The 19,832-nt window shown below is 58.1% G+C and carries 21 protein-coding genes and 2 tRNA genes; 8 read left to right on the forward strand and 15 right to left on the reverse strand.

Annotated features, from left to right (window positions below; translation table 11 throughout):
- Positions 1-161 precede the first annotated feature (161 nt).
- From O9H32_RS00620 to O9H32_RS00630, 3 genes are all read left to right on the forward strand, one after another.
- The gene (locus O9H32_RS00620; RefSeq protein WP_269863771.1) at positions 162-1,964 is read left to right on the forward strand and encodes a DEAD/DEAH box helicase; all 1,803 of its coding nucleotides are present in this window, start codon (positions 162-164) and stop codon (positions 1,962-1,964) included.
- Positions 1,961-3,022, forward strand: a complete 1,062-nt coding sequence (locus O9H32_RS00625) for a YqhG family protein (protein ID WP_269863773.1) — start codon at positions 1,961-1,963, stop codon at positions 3,020-3,022. Before O9H32_RS00620 ends, O9H32_RS00625 begins: the two co-directional genes overlap by 4 nt.
- 152 nt (positions 3,023-3,174) lie before the next feature.
- Positions 3,175-4,113 (forward strand): hypothetical protein, encoded by a 939-nt coding sequence (locus tag O9H32_RS00630; RefSeq protein ID WP_269863774.1) that lies wholly within the window; start codon positions 3,175-3,177, stop codon positions 4,111-4,113.
- Between the two features lie 101 nt (positions 4,114-4,214).
- Here O9H32_RS00630 and O9H32_RS00635 read toward each other — a convergent pair whose 3' ends face one another.
- The 3 genes from O9H32_RS00635 to O9H32_RS00645 form a co-directional block, all read right to left on the reverse strand.
- Positions 4,215-5,561 carry an arsenic transporter gene (locus O9H32_RS00635; RefSeq protein WP_269863775.1) on the reverse strand — a complete coding sequence of 449 codons (1,347 nt, stop codon included), beginning with the start codon at positions 5,559-5,561 and terminating at the stop codon, positions 4,215-4,217.
- A gap of 42 nt (positions 5,562-5,603) precedes the next feature.
- Entirely contained in the window at positions 5,604-5,765 is a 162-nt protein-coding gene (locus O9H32_RS00640; RefSeq protein WP_269863776.1) for a hypothetical protein, read from the reverse strand.
- A gap of 260 nt (positions 5,766-6,025) precedes the next feature.
- Positions 6,026-6,247, reverse strand: coding sequence for a YqzE family protein (locus tag O9H32_RS00645; protein ID WP_269863777.1), 222 nt, complete (start codon positions 6,245-6,247; stop codon positions 6,026-6,028).
- Between the two features lie 254 nt (positions 6,248-6,501).
- Between O9H32_RS00645 and O9H32_RS00650 the strand changes: the two genes are divergently transcribed.
- Entirely contained in the window at positions 6,502-6,918 is a 417-nt protein-coding gene (locus tag O9H32_RS00650) for a YjdF family protein (protein WP_269863778.1), read from the forward strand.
- Between the two features lie 225 nt (positions 6,919-7,143).
- Here the strand turns inward: O9H32_RS00650 and argS are convergent, their stop codons facing one another.
- The 5 genes from argS to O9H32_RS00675 all read right to left on the reverse strand — a co-directional run bounded on the left by argS (position 7,144) and on the right by O9H32_RS00675 (position 11,751).
- Positions 7,144-8,856 (reverse strand): arginine--tRNA ligase, encoded by a 1,713-nt coding sequence (gene argS, locus O9H32_RS00655; RefSeq protein ID WP_269863779.1) that lies wholly within the window; start codon positions 8,854-8,856, stop codon positions 7,144-7,146.
- A 274-nt stretch (positions 8,857-9,130) separates the two neighbouring features.
- Entirely contained in the window at positions 9,131-9,619 is a 489-nt protein-coding gene (locus O9H32_RS00660; protein WP_269863780.1) for a GNAT family N-acetyltransferase, read from the reverse strand.
- A gap of 125 nt (positions 9,620-9,744) precedes the next feature.
- Positions 9,745-10,881: a DUF2264 domain-containing protein gene (locus O9H32_RS00665; protein ID WP_269863781.1), complete on the reverse strand. Its 1,137-nt coding sequence runs from the start codon at positions 10,879-10,881 to the stop codon at positions 9,745-9,747.
- A 300-nt stretch (positions 10,882-11,181) separates the two neighbouring features.
- A tRNA-Leu gene (locus O9H32_RS00670) sits at positions 11,182-11,265 on the reverse strand.
- A 402-nt stretch (positions 11,266-11,667) separates the two neighbouring features.
- Positions 11,668-11,751, reverse strand: a tRNA-Leu gene (locus tag O9H32_RS00675).
- 187 nt (positions 11,752-11,938) lie between these two features.
- Between O9H32_RS00675 and O9H32_RS00680 the strand changes: the two genes are divergently transcribed.
- Complete coding sequence (locus O9H32_RS00680; RefSeq protein WP_269863782.1) at positions 11,939-12,934, forward strand: LCP family protein; 996 nt, start codon at positions 11,939-11,941, stop codon at positions 12,932-12,934.
- 535 nt (positions 12,935-13,469) lie between these two features.
- On the opposite strand, the gene O9H32_RS00685 is transcribed toward O9H32_RS00680, so the two are convergent.
- From O9H32_RS00685 to O9H32_RS00695, 3 genes are read right to left on the reverse strand one after another with little or no spacing between them, the layout of a single operon-like run.
- Positions 13,470-13,760 carry a hypothetical protein gene (locus O9H32_RS00685; RefSeq protein ID WP_269863783.1) on the reverse strand — a complete coding sequence of 97 codons (291 nt, stop codon included), beginning with the start codon at positions 13,758-13,760 and terminating at the stop codon, positions 13,470-13,472.
- A 23-nt stretch (positions 13,761-13,783) separates the two neighbouring features.
- Positions 13,784-14,512 (reverse strand): adenosylcobinamide amidohydrolase, encoded by a 729-nt coding sequence (locus tag O9H32_RS00690; RefSeq protein ID WP_269863785.1) that lies wholly within the window; start codon positions 14,510-14,512, stop codon positions 13,784-13,786.
- Positions 14,509-14,739: a hypothetical protein gene (locus O9H32_RS00695; RefSeq protein WP_269863786.1), complete on the reverse strand. Its 231-nt coding sequence runs from the start codon at positions 14,737-14,739 to the stop codon at positions 14,509-14,511. Before O9H32_RS00695 ends, O9H32_RS00690 begins: the two co-directional genes overlap by 4 nt.
- 94 nt (positions 14,740-14,833) lie before the next feature.
- Between O9H32_RS00695 and O9H32_RS00700 the strand changes: the two genes are divergently transcribed.
- Entirely contained in the window at positions 14,834-15,157 is a 324-nt protein-coding gene (locus O9H32_RS00700) for a hypothetical protein (RefSeq protein ID WP_269863787.1), read from the forward strand.
- Positions 15,158-15,306: 149 nt separating this feature from the next.
- Here O9H32_RS00700 and O9H32_RS00705 read toward each other — a convergent pair whose 3' ends face one another.
- Together O9H32_RS00705 and O9H32_RS00710 are read right to left on the reverse strand one after the other, a co-directional pair.
- On the reverse strand, positions 15,307-15,630 hold the full coding sequence (locus tag O9H32_RS00705) for a hypothetical protein (RefSeq protein WP_269863788.1): 324 nt from the start codon (positions 15,628-15,630) through the stop codon (positions 15,307-15,309).
- A 222-nt stretch (positions 15,631-15,852) separates the two neighbouring features.
- Entirely contained in the window at positions 15,853-16,422 is a 570-nt protein-coding gene (locus tag O9H32_RS00710; protein WP_269863789.1) for a xanthine phosphoribosyltransferase, read from the reverse strand.
- Between the two features lie 313 nt (positions 16,423-16,735).
- Between O9H32_RS00710 and O9H32_RS00715 the strand changes: the two genes are divergently transcribed.
- The gene (locus O9H32_RS00715; protein WP_269863790.1) at positions 16,736-17,458 is read left to right on the forward strand and encodes a DUF4309 domain-containing protein; all 723 of its coding nucleotides are present in this window, start codon (positions 16,736-16,738) and stop codon (positions 17,456-17,458) included.
- Between the two features lie 135 nt (positions 17,459-17,593).
- Here the strand turns inward: O9H32_RS00715 and O9H32_RS00720 are convergent, their stop codons facing one another.
- On the reverse strand, positions 17,594-18,220 hold the full coding sequence (locus O9H32_RS00720; protein WP_269863791.1) for a DedA family protein: 627 nt from the start codon (positions 18,218-18,220) through the stop codon (positions 17,594-17,596).
- Between the two features lie 193 nt (positions 18,221-18,413).
- Between O9H32_RS00720 and O9H32_RS00725 the strand changes: the two genes are divergently transcribed.
- Positions 18,414-19,460 (forward strand): YkvI family membrane protein, encoded by a 1,047-nt coding sequence (locus O9H32_RS00725; protein ID WP_269863792.1) that lies wholly within the window; start codon positions 18,414-18,416, stop codon positions 19,458-19,460.
- Here O9H32_RS00725 and O9H32_RS00730 read toward each other — a convergent pair.
- Positions 19,386-19,829, reverse strand: coding sequence for a hypothetical protein (locus tag O9H32_RS00730; RefSeq protein WP_269863793.1), 444 nt, complete (start codon positions 19,827-19,829; stop codon positions 19,386-19,388). The two genes, O9H32_RS00725 and O9H32_RS00730, sit on opposite strands and share 75 nt — an antisense overlap.
- Between the last annotated feature and the right edge of the window lie 3 nt (positions 19,830-19,832).

A 19,832-nucleotide genomic window follows, 5' to 3' on the forward strand; every position in this document is an offset into this window, starting at 1 on the left:
CGTTTGAAAGTTTTTCTTTGTGTACATACTAGGAATTGATTGGAGCGTAAGAGAAGACGGCCGGCAGGCCGGTTACAGCAGGGACCCCCGGACACAGCAAGAGCCGGGTACTGCCTGACCCGAAGCCGTTCCCCATGCCAGAAGGAAAAGGAGCGCGTGAGATGCAGCCAACCGAGCGGAAGGAACACTTACGGCAGTTGAATGAGCATGTCCAGATCCACTTTGAACGGGACTGGTTCGAAGAGCTGCACCAGCGTGCCCAGCGCAACGGTCCCTGGGACAGCTTCACGATGTTCAAGCTGGCGCACGAGGCGGAACGTTCCGGACTCATCCACAGCTTCGACGAGCTTCAGTGCCTGACGCACCTGCCGAATCTCGTGCCGATGGACCATCAGATCGAGACGGCCAAAAAGGTGCTCACCGGGATGCGCGGGCGTGCGATTCTGGCCGACGAGGTCGGACTCGGCAAGACGATCGAAGCGGGTCTCATTCTCAAGGAGTACCTGATCCGCGGGCTCATCCGCAAAGTGCTGATCCTCGTCCCGGCCTCCCTGGTCCTGCAGTGGGTGCGCGAGCTCAACCAGAAGTTCGGCATCCCGGCCGTCGCCCAGAAGAAGGAATACATGTGGGCCCAGAGCGACATTATCGTCGCCTCCATGGACACGGCGAAGCGGGACCCTCACCGGGAGATCGTACTCGGCCTGGAGTACGACATGCTCATCGTCGACGAAGCCCATAAGCTCAAGAACAAGAAGACGACAAGCTACCAGTTCATCAACGAGCTGCGCAAAAAATACTGCCTCCTTCTCACGGCGACCCCCGTGCAGAATGACCTTGGCGAGCTCTATAATCTCATTACGCTGCTGAAGCCCGGCCAGCTCGGCGGCAAGACCAGCTTCCAGGCCAACTTCGTCGTCGACAAGCGCGTCCCGAAGAACGAAGAGCAGCTGCAGTCGGAGCTCAGCAAGGTGATGATCCGCAACCGGCGCAGCGACGGCAACGTGAACTTCACGAAGCGGATCGTCCGCAATATCCCGCTCCAGCTCTCGCCGGAAGAACAGGCGCTCTATGATGGCGTCACGAACTTCGTGAAAGGGCGCTTCGAGGAAGCTGGCGGCGATCTCAGCTCCGTGCTGTCCCTCGTAACCCTGCAGCGGGAAGTCTGTTCCTCCCGGGACGCCGTGTTCATTACCTTGGTCAATATGTTCAAAAAGACGGACGAAGACTCCCCGCTGCGGCCGCGGATCTGGGAGCTCGTAGAGCTCATCCGCAGCATCAAGGCGAACACGAAGGCCGAGAAGGTAATGGAGCTTATCCGCGACATTGACGACAAAGTGATCATCTTCACGGAGTACCGCGCTTCCCAGGAGTATCTGATGCAGTACCTCAAGGAGCACAAAATCTCGTGCGTGCCTTACCGCGGGGGCATGAACCGGGGGAAGAAGGATTGGATGATGGATCTGTTCCGCAGCCGCGCCCAGGTCCTGATCGCCACGGAAGCCGGCGGGGAAGGCATCAACCTGCAGTTCTGCCACAACATGATCAACTTCGATCTGCCGTGGAATCCGATGCGGGTCGAGCAGCGGATCGGCCGTGTGCACCGGCTCGGGCAGAAGGAAGACGTGAAGATCTACAATCTGTCCACCACCGGCACGATCGAGGAACATATCCTCTCGCTGCTCCACGAGAAAATCAACATGTTCGAGCTGGTGATCGGCGGGCTCGATACGATCCTCGAGCGCTTCGAGAAGAAGACGTCGCTCGAATCCCATCTCGCCAAGCTCATCCTCACTTCCGGCAACCAGGACGAGATCCGGCGCCATCTGGACGATCTCGGCCAGACCTTCACCCAGGTGCGCACCGAGGTGCAGCAGGAAGCCGCTGACGGTTCGCGTCTGGCGAGCATGCTGAACGCCGTCGGGCAGTCGGTGCCGGGAACCGGCACGGAGGAGGCACAGCCATGATGAACACCGAGCAGATCCGCAGCTTCGTCATGCGCTATCTCGAGGCAGAGCAGTGCGAAATTCAGGAGAAGCACCCGGCTTACGTGACCGTGAAGCTGTCCCCCTCCGCGGACCAGGACTTGAATCACCGTCCTTATTATTGGAGCTTCGTGGAGCGGACGGGCGTGACGCCCGAGACGATGACCTGCACGTTCATCTTCGATCCGGACACGTACCGCGAGCTGCATCCGCCCCAGGGCGTTCCGGCTGCCGCCATGGCAGCGCCGCCGGGGATGGCCGGCGTTCCATCGCCGGGCTCTGCCGCACCACAGATTCAAGCTTCTGGCGCAGCCTCCCCGGCAGCCCCCGGTCCAGCCGGACCGCAGGCGCCCGGAAGCCCCCCGCCGCAGGGCGACAGCATCCTCGGCCGGTATTTCGGCTTCGTGCCGACGTCCTTCACCGCCCGGGTGCCCCGGGACGAGATGACCTACGGCAGCCGGCGGCTCGAGCAGATCTTCGGCGCCGTACGCGGCAAGGGCCGGTTCGTCCGGCTCTTCGAGCATTACGTGCCCGCGCAGCCTCACTCCTCGACCGTGCCGTACGAGAGCTGGTTCGGCGTGAACTACAAAGTCGAGCTGGCCTGCGACATGAAGCGCAGCGAGATCCACTCGATCGGCATCCAGCTGCAGACCGGGCAGCTGCGGGAAGAGTTCCACGAGTGGATCTCCGGCCGCAAGATGACGCCCCGTCTGCCCGCTCACGTGTATGTAACGCCCGACAAGATCACGCTGCCCCGGGCAGTTCTCTTTCTCGAACAGCATCTCGAAGAGAAGCTTGCGGCGTACGACCACGGATGGGCCCGGGATGCGCAGCTGCGCCTGAGCGAGGAGCTCGAGCGCATCCGCGGCTACTACGACTCCCTGCTGCAGTCAGCCGATCCCGAGAAGAGACCGGAGATCGAAGCGCAGTACGCCAACCGGATCAACGAAATCGAATGGCAGTATCGCCCGCGTGTGCATGTATCCGCCATCAACTGCGGTTTGTTTCATGTCCCCGCTGCGAACGGGGCTTCCTTCTGACGAAGGGCCGCGAAGCTTAGCGGTTCTTCGGGAAAACTTTATTTGTAACGCTTACAGGTTCTAACAAACTTTTCGCCGCATACCCTATATACTAAAGACATATTCGATACGGACAGCGCATAGAGCCGCCAAAGCCCCTACTTCCAGCAAAGATGGTGAATATCTTGAACAAGCTCACGCTCGCTCTGACCGCGCTGCTCCTCGCTGCCGGCCTGCATGCCGCAGGACCGCTCGAATACGCTCCCGCCCTGGCTGTGGAGCAGGCATCTTCCACGGAAGAGTCTATCGCCCCTTCCACGGATGTGCCGCAGCAGCAAACCGCCTCCTCCTTGGAGGAAGCCGTGCAAAGCCTGATCGCCTCCATCTCCGCCCAGAAGGGCTTCGAGGACTGGCAGCAGGCGCAGTGGACAAGCTATCCGCTCGGTCCCGGCACTCACGGCTGGGTCGTCCTCCTGAAGACCGGCGGCCGCGAGACCGGATATCTCGTGATCCACGATACCGGTGACGGCGCCTACCGCCTCTCGGAATACGGCCGCGGCGAATACCCATTATTCAGCTTACAGACTCTGCATCACTCTCTGGTGCAGCTTGACCTTATCCCATCCGACATTCAAGCGCAGCGCCTGTATTACAATCCGCTCGAAGCCTTCTGGATCATCGCCGCCCCGGGCGGCAGCCCGCTCCGGTATCTCGATGCCAAGACGGGCGAAGAGCTCCCGCTGAAGCCCGGAGACCTCCCCAAGCTGGAGCTCCGCGTATCGGATGGCCAGCTCTTGCACACCGGGAGCCCGGCTCCCAGGCCCCAAGAGCCCGTTCATGGCATCAGCTCCTTCGATCCCTACGAACGCCTCCCCTGGGTGCAGTCGGCCTCTGCCGCCCCTCCCTCCTCCGATGTGCTTGGAGCGTGGCTGGAACAAGGCCGCAAGCCTATCTTTGCCGCCAATGTATACAGCGGCCGGCATCTGATCCCGCTGCCGGTGACCGGTCTGCAGACTTGGTCCGGCGGCACCGCCTATGTCAGGGTTCAGGAAGACGACGAACGTTATCTTCCGCTCGAATCCATGCAGCGTCTAGGCGGGTTTTACCCCTAACCTTTGGTTTCTCTCCTCTCCTATATAGAAAGCTTCCAGCCACCCCGCTCCGGATCTTTTCCGGCAGCGGACGGCAAGAAGCTTTCCTTTTTTTTGTTTATTCAAAACATCCACCCGATCCAGTAGGCCAAGATGAAGAGCGTGAACAGCATGGCGGGAGGGATCGTCGTGAACGTGACCATGACATATTCCTTCCAGGGCACGTGAACCTTATGCTCCTTGAGAATGCCGAGCCAGATCAGGGAGGCGAGGGTTCCGATCGGCAGGAGCAGCGCCCCCAGATCGCTTCCGATGACAGCGGCCAGGTAAGCTGTTTTTAACGTCATCGGGTCAAGCTGCATGCCCGTCAAAGTCATCGTACCGATCATCAGGGCGGGATGGTTGTTGAACATCACGGACATCAGCGTAGTCAGCAGCCCCATCACGAGACTTGCCGAGAGCAGGCTCTCCTGGATCCAGGGCTCGAATGTCGTGACGAGCAGGCGCGTCAGGCCGATATTGTTCAATCCATAGATAATCACGTACATCCCGAAGGCGAACACAAGAATGTGCCAGGGCGTCTTCTTCAGCATGTCCGCCGGAGGAATCTTCAGTGCGACCCAGCGCCAGATCAAGAGGACGACTGACCCGAGTACGGCCACCAGATCGATGGGAATATCAAGATAGGATGCCAAGAATAACGAGCAGCGGACCAGGAAGACGAACAGCAGAATCCTATGCATGAAACGGTCGCGCTTCATGGACGCCTCGGGATCGGCAGGATGCTGAAGAGGGTGTCGTCCCGGTCCGTGAAAGTGCATGGCGCGGTGAGGCAGTTTCTTCGGCAGGCGGTCACGGTAATAGAGAAAGAGAAGTACGGCAAAAAAGAGCAGGCCGAGCGTCGATGGTATGAACATGAGCAGCGTATGCATGTATAAATCCATGCCTACGATCTTCAGGGCGATGAGGTTGACGATATTGCTTACGCCGATCGGAGCGCTCGACGCTGTGGCGATGAGCGCTCCCGATAGCAGATAAGGAACCTTCTGGTGGTTCTTGAGCCCGAGCCGCTGCAGCAGAATCAGCAGGATCGGCGTTGTGATCAGGATGCTTCCATCATTGTTAAAGAACAGCGTCATCAAAAAACAGATCAGGTTGACGTACCAGAATAAGCGGATGCCCGATCCCCTGGCCCGAGCGGCCAATCCTTCCGCGGCCCACTGGAAGAAGCCGAAGCTCTCCAGCACGATCGCCATAACGATCGTTGCCATGATGGTAATGGCCGCGCCGCTGATGGTCGTGCCGATCCGGCCAAGGTCCGACACCGACACGCTGCCGCTGAGCACGACGAGCGCCGCACCGATCACGGCAGGCACCGCCTCGTTCAATCCTTTTGGACGGAGAAGGATCAACAGCATCGTCATCAAGAAGGAAAACACCGTCAAACTGATCATGGCCGGTTCCGTCATAAGACATGAACTCCTCTCTCCATGGGTTGTTTGAGGTGCTGATTACTCCCTGGCCAAGGCCGGCGGCAGTTCGGGCAGCTGAGTCTCGGGCAGCGCAGTCACATAGGCCTCCATCTCAGCCTCCTCCAAGGCGGGAGGCAGGGGGGGCTTCAGGACGAAGTACAGCGAGCCGCCGGCCGCAGCGATTATCAGCAGCGTAATCATCTCTCATTCCTCCTCTCGGGACCGGACCTCTATATGAATATGCCGTACGAAATTCCGGGACGGATTCATAGGAAGGCCATCTGCCGTTGATATAAATCCATACTGCATGATACGTTACATGATAGAGAGATGTTCTGAGAGAAAAGCCTGTCTTTGGCCGAATTCCGCATTACGGCAAGGGGAGCAGCTAAGAAGCGAAAGCACAAAAAAGCCCCAGCCGGGAGGGGCCGAGGCGAATCTTAAGCACTTTTCTACCGTTTCTATTCTCTCGCTCTTTCTCTGAATCTTGCGATCTGCTCCCGCAGCGGGCGCAGCCACATACTCAACGCCAGCGGCAGCATGCCGAACCACCGGTACTGCCAATGCTCGCGCGCTTCCCTGCGCCCCGCCCTCTTCTGACGCCGCACTTCCTTCGGAGTCTCGATGTACTTGACGACCTGGACGGTCAAGTATTTGACGAGCTCGTCACCCTTTGCTGCCATATCCAAGCTTTCACCTCATCCTTAGGTCTGTTCTACCATTATCGCCCGGGACCGTTTGAAGCAAACCCGCCCTTTCCTTATAATGGAGATGAGCGTAAAATCGCGGTCCGGTTGGTAGCCCGGATGCACGGAGCCTATGGATGGACGCGCAAGCGGATGCGCAATGGAATCCTCTTGCCCGCTCTTTCTCCCCGTGTCATATCCTTCCCCCCTCGGGATGTCCATCGCTCGCAAGACAGAGGGAGGGGAACGAAATGAAGCTGACGGTGTTTTTCGAAGGTGAATTCTGGGTTGGGATCGTGGAAGCGGAGTCCGGCGGGGTATACAAAGCCTGCCGGCATGTCTTCGGTTCCGAACCGTATGATGCGGAGGTACTGGACTTTGTCCGCAGGGATATGCTGCCTCTGCTGGAGAGGGTTCAGGCCGGCATAGAAGCCGGAACTCCGCCCCTGGACCGCGGGCGCGTGAATCCCAAACGGCTGGCGCGTGAAGCGGCCCGAGAGATGCAGCGCACCGGTGTCCGCAGTCTCGCCCAGGACGCGCTGATGCGGGATCTCGAGCACCGCAAGAAGACGCGCCGGATCGTCACGAAGGCGCAGAAGGAAGCGGAGCAAGCCCGCCGGCGCGAGATTGCCGTCCAGAAGGCAAAAGCCAAACACCGCGGCCGGTAACGGCACAGCGCTGTAGTGACGCAGCATCAGTAATGGGCGCCGCGCCGGGATCTTGACCCGGCGCGGCAAGGGGTCCGGCCCCTGCTGTACGCGCCGGAATCCAGGACCGGGACTGCTGCTGAGCCCGGCGCTGCCGCCATAACCCAAATACCCGCTTATCCGAAGACGCGTCTTCGGGATAAGCGGGTATTTGGGTATTCCGGTATTCGCAGAACCGGGAAGAGCCTACACTTCGTTCGGCGCTTCCAAGCCGATCAGCGAGAGGCCGTTGCGGATCGTCGTACGGAAGCAGTCAGTGAGCGCCAGACGCGCAATCCGCACCTCCGCCTCATCCGCCGTCACGATCTTGCACTGATGGTAGAAATGATTGAAGCTCTGGGCCAGATCGATCAGGTAGCGGGAGACGATGGACGGCTCCAGCTTGTGCATCGCCTGCTCCACGCGCTCCTTGAACAGGTACAGTTCACGCAGCACCGCTTGAGCTTCGGGGTTCGTCAGGTGCTCCGGGTTCAGGGACGCAGCCGCAGCCACTTCCGCCGGATCGGCTTTGCCGATGACACGGCATGCACGGGCATGCGCGTATTGCACATAAGGTCCGGACTCCCCTTCGAAGTTCAAGGCATCGTCCCAGGAGAAGACGATATCCTTAATCCGGTTGTTGCTGAGATCGTTGAAGATGATCGCGCCGACGCCGATCTGGCGGGCCGTTTCATCCTTGTTCACCATGCCCGGATTCTTCTCCTCGATGATGCTGCGCGTCTTCTCGATCGCTTTGCCCAGGAGGTCTTCCAGGTTGATGACATTGCCCTTACGCGTCGACAGCTTCGCGTTCTCGAGCGATACTTTGCCGAACGGCACGTGCTGGAGCTGATTCGCGGCCCACTCGTAGCCCATGAGTTCGAGTACCTTGAACCATTGGTGGAAGTGCAGGCTTTGGCCGGCATCCGTCACATAGACCGCCTTCTCAAAATCGTAGGTACGCTTGCGGTACAGCGCCGCCGTCACGTCACGGGTATGGTACAGAGTGCCTCCGTCCTTCTTGACCATGAGTGCAGGAGGCATATTGTAATCGTCGAGACGGACCAGCAGTGCGCCCTGGTCTTCTTCCAGCAGCGACTTGGCCTTGAGCTCGTCCAGCACAGCCGCCATCTTGTCGTTGTAATAGCTCTCGCCGGCGTAGGAGTCGAAGGAGACGCCGAGGATCTCATACATCTTATGGAACTCTTTCAGCGAGATGTCCACGAACCAACGCCACAGCTCCGTCGCTTCGGCATCCCCTTGCTCCAGCTTCACGAACCAGGCACGGGCCTCGTCGTCGAGTTCAGGCTTCGCGTCAGCCTCGTCATGGAACTTGACGTAGATCCGCTGGAGTTCCGCAATGCCGTCCGCTTCCACCGCGTCCTTGTCGCCCCAGAGCTTGTACGCCACGATCAGCTTGCCGAACTGGGTGCCCCAGTCGCCGAGATGGTTGATTCCGACGCTGTTATACCCGAGGAATTCGAAGATTTTATAGAGAGCGTTCCCGATGACCGTAGACCGCAGATGTCCGATATGGAACGTCTTGGCGATATTGGGCGAAGAGAAGTCGATCACAATATTGCGGCCCTGCCCGATATTCTGGGAGCCGTAACGCGCCCCCTGCTCCTGCACTGCGCGGATCACCTGGGAGGCGAACTGCGACGGATTGAGATACACGTTAAAATAACCGGCAACGGCATCCACCCTCTCGACAGAGGCATCCGGGGTCCATCCCGCTTTGAGCTCTTCCGCAATCGCCTGCGGAGCCTTGCGCAGCGCCTTGGCCAGTTTGAAACAGGGCAGCGAAAGATCGCCCATCTGCGGATTCGGCGGGTATTCGATCAGGTCCGCGAGCGTTTCCCGGTCCAGACCTTCGAACTTCCCGGCCAGCTGTTCCGCCAGCCAATGTTTGTAATTCATTATCGGACAAACCCCTTTCGTCGTACAAAGAAGGCGGGCACAGAAGACTCGCATACCGGGACGGGCAGTGGGCGGCGCAGCCCGTGGGGATCACAGGGCCGCAGCCGGAGCCCTTCTCCGATTACAACAAAGCACCCCGCCTGGGGGTGCCGTTCTGCGGTGCTTCTTGACTTTCCAGCCTTTGCATACCTTCCATTATATCGGCAGCCCAAAACCGAGTCAAGCTTGGGCGCAGCCCTTCCCGCCGCCCTGCGGTCGTTCCGCCGGAGCCGGATTACAGCATCTTCTGGAGCAGAATCACATCGAGCATCCGGCCGAATTTGAATCCGACCTGACGCATCGTTCCCACCGTATCGAAGCCGTAGAGATGATGGATGTGAATCGAGTTGTCATTGCCCTCTACTATACGGGAGAGCACCGTATGCAGTCCCGCCTCGCGGCCCGCTTCCAGCAGCGCCTCGAACAGCTTCTTGCCGGTGCCCTGTCCCCGGTGCCCCTCATGGATGTACAAAGAAAGCTCCGCCGTTCGCGCATAGGCCAGCCGGTCGGAATATTGGTTGAGCGAAGCCCAGCCGATCACGATCCCGTCCACCTCCGCGACCAGTACGGGATACGCGTCCCCATGCTGTTCGAACCACGCCTCCTGCTGTTCCAGCGTGCGGGGAACCGTGTCGAAGGTGGCTACCGTGTTCAGCACGGCTTCGTTATAGATATCTACGATTGCGGGAAGATCGCCCGCGGCGGCTTTTCTGATGATGAGCATGGTTCGTTCTTCCTCTCCATATCTTGGCTGTATCCTATTCTACTGCCGCATACTATAGCAGGGTTTGGAGAGGTTGACAACCGTCAATATTAGGCAAATGTCAGAAAAGCTCACGTTAGATGAGTTCACCCATACAGAGCGCTGTCAATGGGAGCTCCTGCGCCCGACCACAGCTTCTTGGCGGTCCACTCCGCTTCCCCGTTCCAGAACGGATCCTCCGGCGGGAGCCCCAGCGGCAGGAACACCGCCGTGCACAGATACAGGCTTCCGGTCGAGATATAGCCCTCGCCGAGATTCTTCTGGCTTCCGCAGAAGCCGATGGTCAGCCACCCCGCCGCATCGAACGTGCCGGGGGCTTCGGCCAGCCGCCGCATCACGGCCGTCAAGGCGCAGCGCACCGCGGCAGGCTCCACGCCCTCCGGCAGCTCCCGGCGGAGCGCCATCTGCGCGAGCAGCTGGAACGCGCCGAAGCGGTAGGCCAGCGAGCGCCCCACCGGCGGGAAGGTGCCCTCCGGCGAGATCAGCCGCTCGAGCACGGCTGCGTGACGCTGGGCCCGCTGCAGCACGGGCAGCCGCATGGCCTCCCATTCCGGGAACCGGTGCGCAGCCTGCTCCACGATGTCGATCAGCATCGGCTGGATAACGAAGGAGTTGTAGTAATCCCAGTGGAACTCGGGCCCGTCCCCATAGACGCCGTCCCCGAGGTACCACTGTTCGTGCTGACGAAGCGCATAATCGAGGCGCATCGGGTCTCCCGCCTCCTCTGCCCGCTCGAGGAAGGCTTCGATCATACCGCTGAAGAGCAGCCAATTCGAGAAGCCGGGCCGGATCGCCCGGGTCGCCCGCAGCGCCGTGAGCACCTGCGCCTGCACCCGTGCGTCCAGCCGATCCCACAGCTCGCCTGGGGCGCGCATCAGTGCATGAGCCAGGAAGGCCGCATCCACCACCGGCTGGGAGCCTTGGCTGAAGTTCATGTAGTCCGGTGACGAGGGGTCTGTCCCCGCATCGATCGCTTCGCGGGCCAGCCCCGCGTACCGCTCGCGCAGCCGCCCTTCTTCGCCGTCGCGGCTCCCCGCTTCCAGCCAGGGGGCTATACCCGTCAGGGTGCGACCAAGGGCTTCGAGGTGTGTATACTGCCCGCGTCCCTCCGTATGCGCCTCGACAGGCATGAGCGCCTTCAGTCTCCGTTCGGACAAAGCGGTAAGCACCGGCCCGGCGATCCGGCACAGCGTTTCGATCCAATAAGTGCGGTCCTGATGCATGTGGCAGCCCTCTTTCATTGTGTAATTGAAACGTTTAAATTAAACTTGAACGTATTATATCAGATAGAGGAGCAAGCTGCCGCATTTATTTGGAAGAGCGGCCGCGGTATCCTGGCTCTCTCCCGGCCCTTGATGCAGGCGATGGATTCTCCTCGCGGCTGCCAGGCACGGAGCTTCAACGCCGACGCATAAGCAGGATCGTCTCTTCCCTCTCTTCACCTGACTGAAAAATCCTGGGCTCACAAATAAACAAGGGCCTGATCCCTTCGGATCAAGCCCTTGTTCCTGTATTGCTTGCGATGCGGTCGAGAGGACTCGAACCTCCACGGCTGTTACACCACTAGAACCTGAATCTAGCGCGTCTGCCAATTCCGCCACGACCGCACAATAGATACGGTAAACTTCGTTTGACCGTATAATTCGGTATATTGCGTTAGATAATCGTTAGCAATGAGGCTTCCTAATGATCCAGCGCCGTTCTTCTTACCGATAAATCGTAGTATATATCGTTTATTTCAAGAAGTCAAGCAAGCGGAAATTCTTTCACCCCGGTCCAATTTGCAGAAGAAGATGCTGACACCTTTGAAGAAAAAAAGTCGGCAGCGTATGCTGTTGACCGACACTCAATTTCCGCGTAATGTTCTCTTGCTGCGCTGCCACTCCACTGCCAACCGCGAGAGTAGATGCCCATTCGTTCATGAAGAAGACAAAACAAAAAACGCCTCCTATCCGTTAAAACGGACAAGAGGCGCGACGATGCGCTTATGGTTTGAATAATAAAAGCAATGCGGTCAAGAGGACTCGAACCTCCACGGTTGTTACACCACTAGAACCTGAATCTAGCGCGTCTGCCAATTCCGCCATGACCGCATATGATGAGTATCCGCTGTGAAAGAATTCTTTATGAAAGCCTTCTCTTCAGGAGACAAGTAGTATCTTAGCATTTTGAATAGCCACAAGTCAAATATTTTTTTACAAGCGGTTTTATGATACAATTCGTATACCCGAACGGGACCGTACTCTACTGGTGACCGTTCATAAAGAGTAGGTGCACAGCATGCGAAAGTGGGTCAAATACGTTATAGCGGGTCTTATCGCAGCGGCCGGAGCGGCAGGGCTTCTTTACCGTGAGCTGCAGCCATCCCGGCATTTTGAGGAGAAACAGCACCCGGTGGTCGCCTCCCCCGCGGCGGATCTTCCGGATTCGGCCTCTGCTTCCGCAGGCGGGCAGCCGCAGCCGACGCCCGAGCAGCCGAAGGAGCCCCAAGCCGAAGAGGACCATTCCGGCAATTTTAACGTCCTCATCCTCGGCCTCGATACCCTCGGGCAGCAGTCTTCGAGGTCGGATGTCATTATGCTCAGCCGCGTCAAACCGCAGGAGCGCAAAGTTAACATGGTCTCGATCCCGAGAGACACCCGGGTTCAGCTTCCCGGCATCGGACTGACCAAAGTCAACCATGCTCATTTTATGGCTGAATTGAAGGGCGGCAGCGAAGCGGGCACGGATGCCTCCATCCAGGCGGTAAGCAACCTGCTTCAGGTTCCTGTCCATTACTATGTCAAAATGAATTTTAAAGGCTTCGTCGATTTCATCGACGAGATCGGCGGCGTGGATATCGAGATCCCGGCCGACATCTACTTGTCGACGCTCGGACAGCCTCTGTCCGCCGGCAGACAACACTTCGACGGATGGAAGGCCTTGGCCTTCGTAAGGGAACGCTATTCGCTCGATAACGGCGACTTCGGCCGGCAGGCCGACCAGTCGGCCCTGGTCCGCGCGGTGGTCCAGAAGCTGCTCTCCCCCGAACGCCTGCCCGATCTTCCGGGTCTGATCAAGAAAGCCAAGCAGAACGTGATCGACACTAATCTCTCCGACAGCGACATTATCTCGCTCACGCTCATGTTCAAGGATTTGATGCCCGAGGACATGGTACACGTGCAGCTGCCCGGCCACCCCCTTACCGCGCAGGATCCGCTGGTCGGCCAGCCTCTCTGGTACTGGGAACCGGATCTAGCGGAAGTCCGCAGCATCGGCAGTCAATATCTGCGCTAACTAGTAAGAAGAAGCCGTCTCCCTTGAGGGGAACGGCTTCTTTGCTGCGCAAGAGTTACTAACCGATCCAACGGCTGATCCCCCAGATGATGAGCGCCCAGATCGGAAGCGTAAACAAAATTCCATACACCGTCCCCTTCAAAGCCGAGCCTTCCCTCATCCGCCCCGCCTCCCGAGCCATTATGGTCTAACAGTATATGCGCGGCCGCACCCCGGTATGACGGCTCCCGCAGATGCACGGGCACGGTACGAACGCCTAGCGCGCCCGCATCATCTTTTGTACAAGAGCTCATATACTCCTCTTAGGAGGGATGTAACGTGGTGATTCTGCAAATCCTGACGGGCATACTGCTGGCGGTGCTGTTCTGGAAGCTCGTGGAGTTCACGGTTCATGTCCTGCTGATGTCGATCGGGCTGTTTTTCTTGCTGTCGTTGTGTTCCCGGGTGTCCTGCTCCTGCTGGGAAGCCTGCTGCTTCTCGTCGTCAGTCTTTTCGCTACCTTGGGGCTGCTGTGTATCGGCGCTTTCTTCCGCTCCTAGCCTTCCCGGATCGCCCTCAGGGCCATGGAAGCCCAGGTTTCCGCTTCTTCCTCCGTCTTCTGGCAGGGCACGTCGAACAAATGCGTCCCCGCACCGGGGGAGTTCAGGTCTCTCATGACGACCTCTCCTTTGACTCCCTCGCCTTCGGCATACAGTTTGAGGATATAGTCCTTCTCGAGTTCCACGCTGCGCCAAGATTGTTCATCCCTGCGTTCCATGCGGATGCCTCCTGTCCATTGGTCTGTTCTTCCTCTTCCGTCCGATTCCCCTGCTTCGCGCTCACTCATAGAGTGTACGGCTTCCGGCGCTCTCATTCCTTCACCATCCGGTCGCCGCGATTCAAACACCTCGCCGCCGACTCGACCGCCGCTTCATATACAGTGCGGGAGATCGCATACCCGAGGTTCGTCGAAATGCCCGCATAGCGGTGGCGCTCTCCCTGCTGCAGCGAAGCGATCATGACGGCATCCGTCGATGTGCCGGTGGCGGTCAGCCCGCAGTCCTCCAGCCTGACATCGAGGTCTTGGAGCGCTGCAGTCTTGGCTTCCGTAGCGGTAATGACCGCGTTCACGAAAGCGGCGTCAGTCAAGTACCCATCGATGACCACGATGATATTGATCGTCCCCGGATTCCCCGGGTACAGCAACGATTCATCGCATTCCCTGCCGCCGCGGATTCGGTTGCTTAGCCCCGCTGTGACCCAGGAGCAGACGCCCCCGCCGAGGCCGAGCTCCGCATGCCGATACCCCCGGTCCCGCAGATCGGCAGCCGTCAGCAGCGCCGCGGTTTCCTCCCAGGGGGTGCCCAGCCCTTCGAGATAACTCCGCATCTCCTGAAGCGGATCTTCCGCCAGATAATGCTTCGACACTTGGCGGTTGATCAGCCGCCGGGCCGTTGTGAAGCCTTCGCCCCACATGGAGGAATTCAGCACCCGCAGAGGGGCCTCACCTTCGATAGTCAATAGGCTCTCGTACCCGTTGTCAACGAAACTGGATGACAATCCCTCGATGGGCAGCGTGGAGTACGTGGCCCTCCTCACTGTTCCTCCCCGTCCGGGAACAGCTCGGCCCTGGTCTCGATATATGGCTGGTACACATAACTGCGGTCCAGCTTGACGACTTTGCGCGTGCGCTTGCGGATCATGACGGTCTCGTCATCCCAGGCCACGACATAGCCCCTGACGTCATTGGTCCGGTCGGCGTCCCGTACGATTCGAAGGAGGGTGCCGTCCAGCCGGTATTTGTCCAATTCTTCGTCGGTAATCATCCCTATTCCCGCCTTTCCTTTGTTATAAGAATACACCAAATGGGGGATACAATAAACAGAAGCATGAGACGGCAATACAGAGGGGGCATGAAGCGTGGACAAGAAAACCTTTTACATCACCGTAGGGTCCGGCGAGATCCTCGAGCCCTCCAATACGATCGGCAATTTCGATTTCGAGATTGAGGCGACAGAGGAAGAGATTGACCAGCTTACCGATCTATTCGAGGACCAGGAGCTCGCGGGAGAAGACACGGCTATACGTGCTCATATCCCTTACCGCCTGTATCATAACGATAAGGAAAATGACGCCTACGACGCTAACCTGCAGGAAATTTACCGTATGCTGCACAAGCTCGGCACCCAGGAGACCCGGCAGCATATCGAGTCAATGAACATCCTCGGCGAGCAGGCGCCCTAACAAGATAAACGGCTTCGCCGTCCTTTAAAGGACGGCGCGCGTTTATTAGAATATAAGATTACAAGATCGAGCTCCAGTGAGAGTATTTGTACAAAAAAGAACCTGTGTCGCCGGCATGCCGGGGAACAGGTTCTATCGTTAGCTCTATATTAGCCTACATGCTCGCGGGAGTCGTTGGTTTCAAACCAGAAATCCAGTACTTTGCTGGACATCACCCGCTTGTTGATATAATCGATCTGCTGTTCCGTGAACTGCTCTTCCCACGAAACGTCGAGTTCTTTGCACAGCTTCACAACGGTGAGCAGCTCGGACCAGGCGACATACCGTTTGTACCAAAAGAATTGTGGATGCTCAATCATATAGGGATACAGATCATCGAAATCCGTATGTTTACAATCCAGGGCACGTTCAAAATGGTTCTTGGCCTCATTCAACTTCGTAACGAAAAAATCAACCGGAATTTCTTTCCCCATGCTAGCTGCACCTCCCTTGTTAGTCAAGCAACAATCCTTATTGCATCAATACCCTGCTTACGGCTACAGTGATCCGACAGTCACGCTACCCCGCTCAGCTAATGGCTTGTATAATAGCAAACCTATGACAGGACATCAATATCCAGTCGCTTACTGCTATTATAAATGAAAACGACTTCGGATGGAAGGCTTCGTCCCACAAACCCCTGCGGCCAAATCTTGTTATTCGAACTCGATCCGCCCGCCCGCAAGCGAAGATATTCTCACGAGTGACTCGACACGGACGCCAGACTCCCGAATCGTCCGTCCGCCGGCCTGGAACGACTTCTCCACGGCAATACCCAAGCCCAGGAGCTCCGCCCCCGAGCGGCGGATAATGCGGATCAGGCCGCGGGCCGCGTCCCCATTGGCAATGAAGTCATCGATGAGCACGACACGGTCGGTCTCGTTCAAGAACTCTTTACCCACCATAATATCCGTTACAAACCCTTTGGTGAACGACGGCACCCGTTCACAGTACATTTCGGCATCCGCATTCAGCGTTTTTTTGCGTCTGGCGAACACCATCGGCACGCCAAGCTCCTGGGCTGCGGCGAACGCAATCGGAATACCCGAAGATTCGATCGTCAGGATCTTGGTTACGCCCTGCTCGCGGTAGAGTCTGGCGAACTCCCGTCCCATCTCCGTCGTAAGCTTGGGGTCAACCGCATGGTTCAGAATCGCATCCAGCTTGATGACCTCATCCGATACCACCACGCCCACTTCGCGAATCTTTTGTTTCAATTGTTCCATTCTTGTTTCTCCTTCCGCACTTCAACCTTATTCGTAAACTTATCATAACGCCAGCGGGGGTTTCAAGTACCGTCTGCCGGGAAGTTTCCTCCAGTCCGGTGCAACTTTCCTGTTTTAACCCTCGTCGAATAGGGTAATAGGCAAGAAAGATCGTGCTTCCTCAAGCATTCGGCATGTTGAAAATGAAAACAGAGCGCCAGCTTTCATTTTGGCCGGATTCGGGCCGATTTGCTCTTTGAGTCGCGGAGCCGGACAGAGTATGATTAGATAGTCTATCTTGACAGAGCACTTCTGAACGGAAAGGAAGTTCGTGATGACCAGAAAGAGAGCCTTCACCGGTTTCTTGTCCGTCTTGACCATAGCTTCATTGGCTGCGGCCAGCTGCCAGAACGGCAGCAGCCGCGTCTCCGAATCGGCTCCTCAGCCCGGACCGGAGTCCCCTGCGGCCCAGCCGTCCCGGTCGGTCGTCCTCGACCTGCCTGCAGGCCCGCCGGCCCCTGAACTTCCGGCCGCCGCCGCAGCCCCCGAAGACAAGGTATCGCTGGCGAGCAACACGGAGACAACGGCGGGGGCCGGGAATACTCCCCCATCCAAAGAAACCAAAAGCAAGTCCGCCGCGGCGGACAAACCCAAGATCGAAATCAAATCGCCGTACACCGAGACGAACCCGACCCTCCTCGGCTTGACGCTGAAGACGGGGGCCGATGAGATTACCGGAAAATTCGGCAAGCCCAAAGAAACTTTCGTGATGGAAGACGATGCCGATCCGATTACCGTATATGACTATACCGACTTCCTCATCGGATTCAACGGCCAGAACCAGCTCCACTTCGTGGACGTGCGCAGCGGGGACGTCAATCCCGGGCTTAACGGGCTGAAGCTGGGCGACCCCGTGGCGAACGTATACGAGGCTCTGGGCAAACCGGACGCCAATACAACCTACGTGCTCACCTACAAAGCGACGGGGGCCATCCTCAAGCTCGATATTGATCCCAAAACCCAGAAAGTCAATTCCATCAAGCTTTTTGCGGAATAGCGGACCGGCTGGCTAAGATCAAACAATTAATTTGAGAGAGCAAAAAAGCCTTGACCGGGCTTCCGGTCAAGGCTTTTTTGCTGTATTCACACTGGGCTGTCATAAGAGGAGCCGCCGCATATGGCCGGTCTCCCCTCACTCCGGAGAGGAGGAGCCGTAAGCCGACTTTTTGCGGCGCCGGTAGCGGAGGAACGCAAATACGCCTGCAGCAAGGATAAGAATGAGTACGATGGGAAGTGCCATATGATGATGAAGCCCACGAAGCAGCAGCAGCGCATTGGCGCCGATGACATGTCCAAGCGTAAGGAACGTCGTGACCCATACGAGGGCGCCGGTCCCTGCATACAACAAGTAACGCCAAATTCCCACATTGCTGACCCCGGCCAAATAACAGGTAAAGTGACGTACCCCCGGCACGTAATAACCGAAGAAAACGGCCCACATGCCGTATTTCTTGAACCAGCCTTCCGCGATCGCAAGGCGCTCCGGCGTCAGCTTGACCCACCGGCCGTACTTGTAGAGGAACGGCTTGCCCACCGTCCGCCCGAGGGTATAACTGACCATCATCCCCGTCATCGCCCCAAAGAATGTGACGACCAGCGTAGGGCCAAAATGCAGCACGGGATCCCGGGCTGCCGTCAAGGTGCCCACGGTCGTCATCAGAATTTCATCTGGTACCGGAACGCCGACGATTCCCAATGCCAGCAGACCGTACAGCGCAATGTAACCGTAATGGTCTATATACTGCAGAAGATGCTCCACTCTGACACGCTCCAGCAATTTTTTCGATAGTAGAAGGGCCCTTGTCGAAACTTGTACCCTTCTTCCCCATTGTATCAGAAAACACCCGAAAGCCCAAGCTCACCTCCTGCCCCCTGAAGAAAAGGCATGAGGCTTGCCTCCCATTCATAGGTTGTATAGTAAGCTCAGGTCGGCGAGGAGGACTCTTGTACGCATGAAAAAATGGACGGGCGTCTTGCAGGTCAGTTTTACCTATGTAGGCACGGTGGTTGGCGCCGGCTTCGCAACCGGCCAAGAGATACTCCAGTTCTTCACCCGCTACGGATGGATGGCCACGTTCACCATCGGCTTGTCCACGTTCCTGTTCATATGGATCGGCATCAAACTGATGATTCTTGCAAGCGAGGTTGGCGCCAAATCCTATGAAGATCTCAACAAGCTGCTCTTCGGCGAGAAGGCGGGCGGATGGGTCTCCCTGCTCACGCTGATCTCCCTGTTCGGCGTCTCGACGGTCATGCTCGCAGGGTCCGGGGCCGTCTTCTCGGAACAGCTCGGCTTCCCCCACCAGCTCGGTCTGCTGCTCACCTTGGCGCTGGCTTACGTACTGCTCGTACGGGGCATGGATGCCATCGTAGCGGTGAACACCGTGGTGGTCCCGCTCATGGGGGCCTTCATCTGCCTGATCGTCTGGCAGACGGTCGGCACTCCGGGCTCAGGCCGGTGGCTTACGCTGGATTCTGATTATCCCGCGGCCCGGATCTGGTTCTCTCCCCTGCTGTATGCCGCCTTCAACCTTACGATGGCCCAAGCCGTGCTCGTCCCGCTCGGGGTGCGTGTCGGGGACCGCAGTGTGCTCCGCTGGGGAGGCATTGTCGGCGGAATCTGGATCGGCATCATGCTCCTCGCCGGGCATTATGCGCTGTCAGCCCGTATGCCCGGCATCACCCAGTTCGATATCCCGACAGGGCAGCTCATCAAGGGTGTCGGCCCCGTGCTGCAGCTGCTTTTCATTCTCGTCATCTACGGCGAAATCTTCACCACGCTGCTCTCAGACGTCTATGGCTTGGTCCTGCAGCTCGAACAGCGGACAAGATGGCCCTATCAGGTTCTGCTGCCGCTCGTGCTGCTGCTGAGCTTCGCGGTCAGCCAGTTCGGATTCAAGACGCTGCTCTCTTCGCTCTATCCCCTATTCGGACTGTTCTCCCTCGCCTGGCTGGCTCTGATGATGGTCCGGCGAAGCGGTGCTTCCGGCGCCTCCTGAACCCAGCACCAGGAAGAGTCGGACCGTCATCATGAACATTCCCGTGACGCAGAAGACGAAGCCGCACAGCAAGTATCCGTAGTGGTAAGGCGGGAAGGCCTCCGCATCGCGCAGCACGGCGATCAGGTCCGTGAAGAGGAACAAACCGCCCGTAAGGAACAGGAACAGAAGCATATAGTCAAAATAAGTCCACTGCCGGGGCACAGCTGCCTGCAGGTGGGGCAGAAGAGGCATCTTGACGTTCTCTGCCCCGAGGGCGGCTGCTGCCGCCGCACGTCCGGCCGACCAGACGGTCCACGCCATCCATACGGCCGCTCCGGTCATTGTCATTCCCACTATGGCGCCCATTACGGCAAGCAAGGTCATCATGCT

It is taken from the genome of Paenibacillus caseinilyticus (assembly GCF_027533645.1).
GTDB lineage: Bacteria > Bacillota > Bacilli > Paenibacillales > NBRC-103111 > Paenibacillus_G > Paenibacillus_G caseinilyticus.